Genomic DNA, 11850 nt, shown 5'->3' with positions numbered 1-11850 from the left:
TTTGTATTTTTAATATCTAATTTCCTCTGATATGAAATTACATCATTTGCGAAATGCCACCTTGGTAATTGAAACAGAAAAGCATGTCATTTTAGTTGACCCAATGTTGGGCAAAAGAAAAACAATTCCGCCTTTTACAATTTTCAGATACAAACCTAAAAGAAATCCGCTGGTTGCACTGCCAAAAAACAGCCGCGATATACTAAGCCGTGTTACACATTGTTTGATCACGCATTTGCATCCTGACCATATTGATAAAGCGGGTGAAGTTTTTTTAAGACGAAAAAGCATTCCTGTTATCTGCAGTTCTAAAGATGAAAAAGCTTTAGTACAAAGAGGACTTAGCGTAATTCAAACTCTGGAATATTGGGAACCGCAAAAGTTTTTGGACGGAAAAATTACTGGAATTCCAGCCATTCACGGTTATGGTTTTGTTGCTAAATTAATGGGAAATGTTATGGGATTTCATATCGAATTGGCAGATCAAAAATCGGTTTACGTTAGTTCTGATACTATTTTTACTGAACATGTAGAAAAAGTTCTCACACAATTGAAACCAGACATTTCAGTTGTTGCCTGTGGTACCGCAAGATTAGATTTTGGACAACCGCTGTTAATGCGAATGGATGATATTTTGAAATTTACTACACTTGCTCCTGGGAAAGTTCTCGCCAATCATCTAGAAGCTTTAAACCATTGTCCAACAACAAGATCTCAATTAAAAACAGCGTTATCAGATCACGGCCTTATAAACAAAACTTCCATTCCAAATGATGGAGAATGTATTGAATATTAAAGCACCAGTAAACCGAACTCTCTCAAAGTATTTACAGGTTTAGAGTACCAAAACAATTCGAAATCTTCTAGAGAACTTTCGAAATCATTTTTGACTTCTTGAAAAGTATAATTTTTAGCTCCAGAAACGTTTATTTTCGATAAAATAGAAACCAGCCACTCTCCTTCTTCTTTGCTTGTCTGGATATCGAAACTTTCTTTTTTATCATGAAAAGTTAGCGACATCATTTCCCAGCTTCTTCCTTTTTTTGATTTGGTAAAAGCAGATGCTGAAGGTTTTCCGCCAAGCCAAACCACTTTTGCATTTGGTTTAGTATTGAAATCGTTTTGTTCTTCTAAAGCATTAAAAATAAAATCAGGGTGAATTTTTGTTTTCGGAATTTTAAAATCGAACCAATCCTGAAGTTCGTAATCAAAACAGATTCCGTGCATGAAATTGAAAAGCGATTTCTTTAATCCGAAACTAAATTTATCGTGATTAATTCCTGTAGAATCAGTATATTCAATATCGTTGTTGGCAAAAGTTCCAATTGCTTCCGTTTTTTTTGTAACACCGAATTGTTCTGGATACAATCCGACTGGACTATGAGCCGTTAAAGCAAACTGATGCCAAAAACCAGACTGCAAAACTCCAGCTTCAAACAACTGACGAACCATTTCCAGACTATCAACAGTTTCCTGAATAGTCTGTGTTGGATATCCGTACATTAGATACGCATGCACCATGATTCCGGCTTCGGTAAAATTTCGTGTTACTTTGGCAACTTGTTCAACCGTTACGCCTTTATCGATTAATTTCAACAATCGATCTGAAGCTACTTCTAAACCTCCAGAAACAGCAATACAGCCAGAAGCTTTTAACAGCAAACACAAATCTTTAGAAAAGCTTTTTTCAAATCGAATATTGGTCCACCAAGTTACAGCCAATTTTCGTTTTAAAATTTCAAGAGCCAAAGCGCGCATCAATGCTGGCGGTGCAGCTTCATCAACAAAATGGAATCCGTTTTGACCAGTTTTTTCGATCAATTCTTCTATTCGATCACAAAGAAGACTCGCTGCAACAGGCTCGTAGACTTTTATATAATCTAAAGAAATATCACAAAAAGTACATTTTCCCCAATAACAGCCGTGCGCCATTGTAAGTTTGTTCCAACGTCCGTCACTCCACATTCGATGCATCGGATTTACGATTTCGATAACCGAAATATATTTATCTAAAGGAAGATCTGAATAATCTGGTGTGCCAACCTGCGATTGTTTATAATCGTGTTTAAGAGAATTGTTTTTGTAGACTACTTCTCCTTTTTCTAATAAAAATGTTCTTTTGAAAGAATCAGAATCTGGATTTTCTAAATGGAAAATTAATTCTTCAATTGGAACTTCTCCATCATCTAAAGTGATAAAATCGAAAAACTCAAAAACACGCTTATCAGAAAGCGAACGCAATTCTGTATTTGGAAAACCTCCTCCCATCGAGATTTTAATTTCAGGATGATTTTCTTTTACCCATTGCGCACATCTGAATGCGCTATATAAATTCCCTGGAAAAGGAACAGAAATTAAAAACAATGATGGTTTTACAGCTTCGATTTTTTCTTTCAAAATAGAAATTAAAATCGAATCGATATACGTTGGTTCTTGTTGTAAAGCTTCGTACAATTCATCAAAAGAATTGGCGCTTCGTCCTAAACGTTCGGCGTATCGGCTAAAACCGAAGTTTTCGTCGACACATTCTACAATAAAATCTGAAATGTCTTCAAGATACAAAGTTGCCAAATGTTTCGCTTTGTCTTGCGTTCCCATGGTTCCAAAAGCCCAATCGAGTTCTTCTAATTGTGCAAAACGAGAAGCTTCTGGAAGAAAATCTTCCTGACAAATTTGTAAAGCTAATGTTGGATTTTTTCCCTGCAAAAACTGAATTACAGAATCTATCGTTTTGATGTATTCGTCTTGAAGTGCAAAAATTCGTTTTGAGTTATCTGAGATTTCAAGATTTGAAACTTGAAACTCTGTCCCGAAGTTTCGGGATGAAACGTTAAACAAATCAATAAGTCCTTTCTTAGAAAACAGTTCTAAAATTACATCAATACCCAAATCTGCCTGAACCGATTCTATATTTTTAGTATTCAGAAAACCTTTTATATACGCCGTTGCCGGATACGGGGTATTCAGTTGGGTAAATGGCGGCGTGATTACAAAAAGTTTTGTTTTCAAAAGGGAATATTTTTTTGCAAAAATACGCTTATTTGGAGACTTTTGGAGAAAAGATTTTAAGCGAAGTTTAGATCTAAAATTTAGATTTTTTTTGTAGATAATTAATTACATTTGCGAAGATTCAAATTAGTATAATGAAACAAAAATTACTTATTCTTCTTTTCTTAATAGTAGCACAATTATTTTCGCAAAATAAAAATCAATCCATTGGATTTAAAGAGAATAAAGGTCAAATTCTTGATCAAAATGGGAAACCAAATACTGCAGTTAAATATTTACTGAATTCAGGAGGTTTAAATGTCCAGTTAAAGAAAAATGGCTTTTCTTATGATATTTATGAAATAAAAAAGACACCTATAGCTAGTTCTTCTACAGCAAAAATACTTCCTTATCAAATTCCTGAAAAAGGAGAAAAAGAACAGTTTAATCTAGAATATGCATTTCATAGAGTTGATATTGATTTTGTGAACTCTAATCCAAAAGTTGAATTAATTACGAAGCAAAAATCATCTGATTTTGACAATTATTACAATGTTCCAAACAAATCTGAAGGTGTTCTGGAAGTTTATCAATATAAACAGATTACCTACAAAAATATTTACCCCAACATTGATGCTGTTTTTACAATTCCTGAAGACCCTCAAAAAACTGTCGAATATAATTTTATCATTCATCCAAAAGGAAAAATCTCTGATATTCAATTAAAATTTAGCGGTGCCGAAACAAATTTGGTAGATAATAAAATCCAAATGAATGTTCGTTTTGGAAAAATGGAAGAAACACTTCCTGCCAGTTGGATTGAAGAAAAAGGACATAAAAAAGGAATTGTTGTAGGATATCAAAAATTAAGGCAGAATGTTTACGGATTTCGTTCTGCAAATTTTTTAGCTGGTAAAAAAGTTGTTATTGATCCTGTACCAACCAGACTTTGGGGGACTTTTTATGGTGATGAAACTGGAATGTCAGCTTCAAATTGGTATCCTTCCGACTTAACAACTGATTCATTAGGAAATGCTTATGTTTCAGGATCTACAACATCACAAAGTCCTTCTTATGCTACTTCTGGGGCACATCAAACAGATGCGAGTCATCCGTATGTTAATTCAATTACAAATGGCATTTTATTTAAGTTTGATAAAAACGGCAATAGACTTTGGGGGACTTACTATGCTGGTACAAATGCCATTTATATTTATGGAGTAAAAACCGATTCCCAAAATAATGTTCTAATTACAGGCTATACATGGTCAGAAACGAATATTAGTACTTTTGGATCTTTCCAACCAAATTTAAAAGGATTCTCAGATGCTTTCTTAGTAAAGTTTAACAGTAATGGAGTAAGGCAATGGGGAACCTATTTTGGAGGTGAAGACAGTGATTACGCGACCGACCTAGATCTTGATAGTAACGATGACATTTACATTGTTGGCAAAACTTCTAGCAAAACAAACATTGCAATAAATAGTAATTTTCAAAACCAACTTAACAACTCGACTAATCCATATACAATACCTACTGATGGATTTATTACAAAATTCAATAAAAATGGCAATTTAATTTGGAGCACATATGTTGGAGGTAACGGAACTGATGTTTTTAGTACTGTTGCTATAAAAGATTCATATTTGGTTGTTGCAGGGAGTAGCGATAGTACAAATAATATGACAACTCCTGGAGTTTTTCAAGAGAATCTAAATCCAGCATATCCTGGAGATGGCTATGTCTGTAAATTCTCATTAGATGGTGTAAGAATTTGGGGCAGCTATTATGGTGGTAGCTCCTCGATGGAAAATATTGAATCTGTCGAAATAGATAATGAAGAAAATATTTATATCGGTGGATATTCCTATAGTTCTGATAATATTGCAACACCTGGTACTTTTGAAAACTCAAATTCTAATCTTTATAAAGGTTTTTTATCAAAACTAAATAGTTCTGGACAAAGGGTATGGGGCACTTACGTAGGAGACATTAATATTTCTTCTATAATCTTTAAAAATAATTCACTTTATATTGGAGGTGGAAATATGGATTTTAGAACTGATGACAATCTAACTACTCCATGTTCGTTTAAACCAAATCGAATAAGAACCCACTATGGATATACGGGTAAGTTTTCTACTGAAGGTAATTTTATTTGGGGAACATATATTGGCAATGACAATACTGTAAAAATAGATTTAGATTCTGACGGCGCAATATTTGTTTCAGGACAATCAAGTTTTAATGACGATATTGCCGATGCAAGTTCTTACCAAAGCAATATCTTGGGAAATAAAAATTTTTTCTTAATGAAATTCTCCGAAGATCTTTCCTTTACAATTCCTGTAGTTACATCAAATTCTCCGATATGCACTGGAAAGACACTGGAACTAAAAGCATCAGGAGGAACTAATTATTCTTGGACAGGTCCAAATGGCTTTACATCGACAGATCAAAATCCAACAATCCCAAATGCGTCATCAATTAATTCTGGAGAATACAGCTGTTTAATTACTGGAACTGGTGGTTGCGATGATACTAAAAAAATTAATGTTACTATTGGAGATAATGTAGCTCCAGTACCAGATTTAGCAACTCTTCCAGCAATAACGGGAGATTGCAATACGACTGTAACAACAATTCCAACAGCAAATGATGCTTGTGCAGGCATAATCAATGCAACGACAACAAGTCCGCTGTCTTATGCTTTACCTGGAACTTACACAATTGTATGGAATTATAGCGATGGGAACGGAAATTCATCTACTCAAAACCAAACTGTTACCATTACAAGTCAACCATTGCCAACCGCAAACTCATTACAAACTTTTTGTGTAGAACAAAATGCAACTTTAAATGATATTCAAATAACAGGTCAAAACATTAAATGGTATAGCAATTTAACGAACGGGACACTCGTTTCACCTACAACCGTAGCTCAAGATAAAGCAACTTATTATGCTTCTCAAACCATAAACGGATGTGAAAGCGAAAGAGTTCCTGTTAAAATTAATATTCAAGTTACATTTTCTCCAACTGGAAACGCAAATCAGCAGTTTTGTACAGCGCAAAATGCAACAATTACGAATCTAGAAATCACCGGAACTTCTATAAAATGGTATGACTCGGCAATAAATGGTTCATTATTGACAGAAACAACTGCATTAGAAGACGGAAAAACTTATTACGCTTCTCAAACCGTAAATAATTGCGAAGGTCCAAGATTTGGAGTTACTGTCTCAATTGCTACTACACCATCTGTTCCAACTGGAAACCCAGAACAATTTTTCTGTAAAAAAGAAAATAAAACTCTTAATGATATTCAAATTACAGGACAAAATATAAAATGGTTTGACACTAATGTTTCTGCTGCTGTTTTACCCAATACAACTATACTAGAAGACAACAGAACTTATTATGCTTCTCAAACTATTGGCTGTGAAAGTGACAGAGTGCCAATTCTTGTTCACGTTTATGACACTTCAATGCCTACTGGAAATAACAATTACCAATTTTGCATTGACCAAATTGCGACTCTTGAAAATCTTAACATTTCGGGAACAGCTTTAAAATGGTACGATTCTGCAAGTAATGGAAATCTTTTATCTGAAACTAATTTATTAGAAAGCAGAACCTATTATGTTACACAAACAATAAATAACTGCGAAAGCGAAAGATTTGCAATTAATGTAAAAATACAAGATACTCAAATTCCAATTGCCGATTCTCCACAGCAATTTTGCATTCAAAAAAATGCAAAAATTAGTGAAATTGAAATCATTGGGCAAAACTTAAAATGGTACGAAAACGCTTCGTCTTCAATTACTTTATCAGAATCGACTACTCTTGAAAATGGAATTGTCTATTATGTTTCTCAAACAATAAATAATTGCGAAAGTGATCGAATTCCAATTACAATAAATATCCTTAGAGAAACAGACCAAAATTGTATTGATTTAAATGATGAACTACCATTTCCAAAATTTTTTACTCCAAATGGCGATGGCTTTAATGATACTTGGACAATCGAATCTGCCTATTTAGCTCCTAATTCGTCGATTAGAATATTTGACAGATATGGTAAACTAATTAAAGAATTAAGACTAAACACCTCATGGGATGGAACCTATTTGGGCTATCAGGAGCCGGCATCAGATTATTGGTTTACTGCTACTAGAATAAACGGAACAGAATTTAGAGGACATTTTAGCTTAAAAAGATAAAAACAAAAATCCGCTAAGTAAAATATTACCTAGCGGACTCTGTTTAAATTTTATTGTTCTTTTCTTTAAAAATCCTAAAACTTATGTTCGTCCTTACTAATCACCAAAAATGAAATTAAAGATATAAGAGCAGCAGCAATTAAATAGTAGCCCACATAACTCACATCATACGTTTTAGCCAACCAAATAGCAATCATAGGTGCAAAAGCCGCTCCAAGAATTCCAGCCATATTAAAAGTCAATGAAGCTCCAGAATAACGAACATTGGTTGGAAACAATTCCGACAAAAATGTTCCTAACGGACCATAAGTAAATCCCATTAAAGACATTCCGATGCAGGCGAAAATTGCAACCAGAGTAATATTTCCTTCACTTAAAAAATAAGAAAAGAAAAATCCGAAAACCGCAATTGCTGCCGTCGCCACAATAAGCATTTTGCGACGTCCGATTTTATCTGCCACAACAGCCGAAACGGGAATAAAAATGGCAAAAAACAGTACAGAAAATAATTGAATTAATAATCCGTCTCTTTTTACAATTCCTAAATCTGAAGTAGCCCAACTTAGTGTAAAAACGGTCATTAAATAGAAAACCAAGAATGTTGTTATCGCTGCAAATGTTCCAAAAATCAATTGATTTTTATATGATTTTACCAGTTCTAAAAAGGGTACTTTTACTTCTTCTTCCTCTTTCTTAGCATTTTCAAATGAAGGCGTTTCAGTAATTTTAGTTCTGATATAAAAACCAACAATAACCAAAAGTGCACTGGCAATAAAAGGAATTCTCCAGCCGTAGTTCATAAAATCTTCATTGCTCATAGAATCTGTCAGCAGCAGAAAAGTTCCTCCTGAAAGCAACAATCCAATTGGAGCGCCTAATTGCGGAAACATTCCGTACCAAGCACGTTTATTTGGCGGTGCGTTTTCTATCGCCAATAAAACAGCGCCACCCCACTCGCCTCCTAAACCAACACCTTGTCCGAATCGGCAAAGCATTAATAATAATGGCGCTGCAACTCCAATACTTTCATAACTTGGTAAAAATCCAATCGTAACGGTCGAAATTCCCATTGTCAATAAAGCTGCAACAAGCGTAAATTTACGTCCAATCTTATCGCCATAATGTCCAAAAAAAGCGGAACCTAAAGGACGAGATAAAAAAGCAATAGAAAAAGTTGCTAAAGATTCCAACGTTGCCATTGTAGAATCTGAACTAGGAAAAAATAATTGAGGAAAAACCAATACCGCCGCATTGGCATAAATATAAAAATCAAAAAATTCGATTGTGGTACCAATAAGGCTTCCAAAAAGAACATGTTTTAAGGAGTTCTTTTTATTTGGGTTAGTTTTCATGTAAAACGGATATAACTTTTTTTTTGACTACAAAAATATAGTTTCATTATTAATAATTCATATTTAAGAGAATTAGTTTTAAAACACTTCTAATATTTTAACAAATTCAATGCGTTTTCCATTTAAAAACAACGAATTGTAATTCAATATAAAAACTTGATTTTAGGCGCTTTAAAACAAAAATTAAAAATCAATTCTTAAGCAATTGTTAATAGCATTTTTAACTGTATATTTTCATTAAATTTACAGCTGTCAAAAATAAATTTAAAATTATGCCTACCGACTGTATCAGCTTTCAATCTTCTGGATATTTTTCTAAACTAATGCAAGATTACTTAGACCAAAAACCAGAGTTAAAACCGCTGTACAACCATTTTCCAAGCCTAGAAAATTTCGAAAAACAAATTGCTGAAAAATCAGCAAATTTTAATCATAACAACCGAGCTGTATTGGCTGAAACCCTGCAGAAACAATATCAAAACATCGAAACTTCAGATTTAACCAATCAGAATATTTCGCTTTTAACGCTCGAAAATACTTTTACCATTACAACAGGACATCAGTTAAATCTTTTTAGCGGACCATTATACTTTTTGTATAAAATTATTTCTACGATTAATTTAACTAAAGAATTAAAATCGAAATATCCTTCGCAAAATTTTGTTCCCGTTTATTGGATGGCTACGGAAGATCATGATTTTGAAGAAATTAATTATTTTAATTTTAAAGGGAAAAAAATCCGTTGGAATGCAGAAAGCACTGGGCCTGTTGGAAGACTTTCAACAGAAGGTTTAGAAGATTTATTTGAAATTTATTCTCAGGAATTAGGTTCAAGCACCAATGCAAATGCACTTAAAAAACTTTTTGAGGATGCTTATTTAAAACATGAAAATCTAGCCGATGCAACTCGTTATTTAGCCAATGCCCTTTTCGCAAATTATGGTTTGGTCATTATAGATGCAGACGATGCCGATTTAAAACTTGCTTTTATTCCTTTTGCAAAAGAAGAACTAGAAAATCAAACTTCGTTTAAAGCTGTTCAGAAATCAATTGAAGAACTTGCTGATTATAGCGTTCAGGTAAATCCGCGTGAGATTAATTTATTTTATATCGAAGATAAACTTCGCGAAAGAATCATTTTTGAAAATGACAAATACATAGTAAACAACACTAAAATCTCATTTTCTAAAGACGAAATATTTCAATTATTAGAAAGCAATCCTGAAAAATTTAGTCCAAACGTAATCATGCGTCCGTTGTATCAAGAAATTATTTTACCAAATCTTTGCTACATTGGCGGAGGCGGAGAAATTGCTTATTGGTTAGAATTAAAAGGTTTCTTTAATGCGGTTAATATTACTTTCCCGATACTATTAGTTCGAAATTCGGTTCTTTTAGCAACAGAGAAACAAGTTAAAAAAGCCGATAATTTAAATTTAACTTGGAAAGATTTGTTTAGCAAATCGGAGAATTTAATTAATGAAATTACACATAAACTTTCTCCATTTCCAATTGATTTGACTCCACAAAGAGAAGCACTTGAAAAACAGTTTGCTTATCTTTTTGAATTGGCCGAAAAGACCGACAAATCTTTCTCAGGCGCTGTAAAAGCACAAGAAGTAAAACAAAAGAAAGGTCTAGAAAACCTAGAGAAACGTTTATTAAAAGCACAAAAAAGAAAACTCGCAGATCAAATAGAACGTGTTACCGATTTACAGTGCGAATTGTTTCCAAATCAAAGTCTTCAGGAACGTCAGGCTAATTTTTCTGAATTTTATTTAGAAAAAGGCGAACAATTGATTCCGATTCTAATTCAGAAACTTAAACCTTTAGAACATAATTTTGACATTATAATCATCTAAAAATAATTATCTTTAGAAATTTAAAGCGATAATTTAGGAACAAATAACCAGCACATCTCCTAGATTATTGCTCTCTCAAACCAAATAGAATTATATTTTATAACCTATTAACTAACTAACCAAATGGTAAGAGAACGCCTAATTTCGCTTGATGTCTTTCGCGGACTGACTATTCTATTGATGACTATTGTAAACAATCCCGGTGATTGGGGAAATGTTTATCCGCCGCTTTTGCACGCACATTGGAACGGCTGCACGCCAACCGATCTTGTATTTCCGTTTTTTATTTTTATAATGGGAGTAGCAGTACCGCTTGCAATGCCAGAAAAAAAATACGACGAAACTACTTTCAACAAAATCTTGATTCGTTCTTTAAGAATGCTCTGTTTGGGGATTTTCTTTAATTTCTTCGGAAAAATTCAGCTGTTTGGCCTTGAAGGAATCCCGCTTTTAATAGGAAGACTAATTATTACTTTCGCCGTTGGTTATGCTTTAATGGGTAATTTCAGCACTCGGCTAAAAAATATTCTTGCTTTTAGCATCTTGGCGCTCTATCTCATTTTAGCTTACGGCGGATTTGAAAATTATCAAGACGTTCGACTGCCAGGAGTATTACAACGTATTGCAGTAGTCTACTTTGTAGTTTCGTTTTTATATTTAAAAACAACTCGAAAAACTCAAATCATCACTGGAGCCATTTTACTTTTGGGTTATTGGGCAGTTATGACTTTAATTCCAGTTCCTGGATTTGGAGAAGCAAATTTAGACCGAGGAACCAATCTAGCTGCTTGGGTTGACAGCATACTATTAAAAGGACATATGTACCACGAAACCAATACTTGGGATCCAGAAGGAATTTTAAGCACAATACCATCAATCGTAAACGGAATTATCGGCTTATTTATCGGACAGATTTTACTTCTCCCAGTAACCAAAATTCAGAAAGCACAAAAAATGGGCATGATTGGTACTGCATTAATCTTTTTCGGATTAATTTGGGATTTAGTTTTTCCAATAAACAAATCGATCTGGACAAGCAGCTACGTTTTATACACAACAGGATTAGCGACAGTTTGCTTAACTGTTTTGTATTATATAATCGATATTAAAGAATTCAAAAAAGGATTTAAATTATTTGTGATTTGGGGAGTAAACCCAATGATTGTTTTCTTTGCCTCGCAAATTATTCCTCAGGCTTTGGTTATGATTCGTTTTCAGCATCCATCTTCTGGCGAACAAACCAATCTTTTAGATTATTTATACCGTTTCGGAATTGCTCCTTTTTTCAGTAATCCAATGGCCGCTTCCTTGGCTGGTGCATTAACCTACGTTGCAATTTGGACTTTTATATTGTGGATTTTCTATAGAAACAAATTAATTTTTAAGGTGTAATTTTTTCAACCATATAAGTTATATAAGATC

At 33.6% G+C, this 11850-nt stretch carries 6 protein-coding genes; 4 read left to right on the top strand and 2 right to left on the bottom strand.

Annotated features, from left to right (window positions below):
- Positions 1-31: 31 nt before the first annotated feature.
- On the top strand, positions 32-796 hold the full coding sequence (locus EG814_RS17780; RefSeq protein ID WP_125723238.1) for an MBL fold metallo-hydrolase: 765 nt from the start codon (positions 32-34) through the stop codon (positions 794-796).
- On the opposite strand, the gene EG814_RS17775 is transcribed toward EG814_RS17780, so the two are convergent.
- Complete coding sequence (locus EG814_RS17775; protein WP_125723237.1) at positions 793-3009, bottom strand: B12-binding domain-containing radical SAM protein; 2217 nt, start codon at positions 3007-3009, stop codon at positions 793-795. The two genes, EG814_RS17780 and EG814_RS17775, sit on opposite strands and share 4 nt — an antisense overlap.
- 134 nt (positions 3010-3143) lie before the next feature.
- Between EG814_RS17775 and EG814_RS17770 the strand changes: the two genes are divergently transcribed.
- A complete protein-coding gene (locus tag EG814_RS17770; protein ID WP_125723236.1) occupies positions 3144-7214 on the top strand; it encodes a DUF7948 domain-containing protein in 4071 nt (1356 codons plus the stop codon).
- Between the two features lie 74 nt (positions 7215-7288).
- Here the strand turns inward: EG814_RS17770 and EG814_RS17765 are convergent, their stop codons facing one another.
- Positions 7289-8566 (bottom strand): MFS transporter, encoded by a 1278-nt coding sequence (locus EG814_RS17765; RefSeq protein ID WP_125723235.1) that lies wholly within the window; start codon positions 8564-8566, stop codon positions 7289-7291.
- A gap of 272 nt (positions 8567-8838) precedes the next feature.
- Between EG814_RS17765 and bshC the strand changes: the two genes are divergently transcribed.
- Both bshC and EG814_RS17755 read left to right on the top strand, forming a co-directional pair.
- Positions 8839-10428, top strand: coding sequence for a bacillithiol biosynthesis cysteine-adding enzyme BshC (bshC, locus tag EG814_RS17760; RefSeq protein WP_125723234.1), 1590 nt, complete (start codon positions 8839-8841; stop codon positions 10426-10428).
- Positions 10429-10551: 123 nt separating this feature from the next.
- Positions 10552-11820 (top strand): acyltransferase family protein, encoded by a 1269-nt coding sequence (locus tag EG814_RS17755; RefSeq protein ID WP_125723233.1) that lies wholly within the window; start codon positions 10552-10554, stop codon positions 11818-11820.
- The last annotated feature ends 30 nt before the right edge of the window (positions 11821-11850 follow it).

The organism is Flavobacterium ustbae (assembly GCF_003946915.1).
In the GTDB taxonomy this organism is placed as follows: Bacteria; Bacteroidota; Bacteroidia; order Flavobacteriales; family Flavobacteriaceae; genus Flavobacterium; species Flavobacterium ustbae.
This window is presented reverse-complemented; position numbering and strand designations above follow the sequence as displayed.

Coding starts and splice junctions, on each gene's coding strand:
- EG814_RS17765 (WP_125723235.1), bottom strand. CDS start 8,566: ATGAAAACTAACCCAAATAAAAAGAACTCCTTAAAACATGTTCTTTTT.
- bshC (WP_125723234.1), top strand. CDS start 8,839: ATGCCTACCGACTGTATCAGCTTTCAATCTTCTGGATATTTTTCTAAA.
- EG814_RS17780 (WP_125723238.1), top strand. CDS start 32: ATGAAATTACATCATTTGCGAAATGCCACCTTGGTAATTGAAACAGAA.
- EG814_RS17770 (WP_125723236.1), top strand. CDS start 3,144: ATGAAACAAAAATTACTTATTCTTCTTTTCTTAATAGTAGCACAATTA.
- EG814_RS17755 (WP_125723233.1), top strand. CDS start 10,552: ATGGTAAGAGAACGCCTAATTTCGCTTGATGTCTTTCGCGGACTGACT.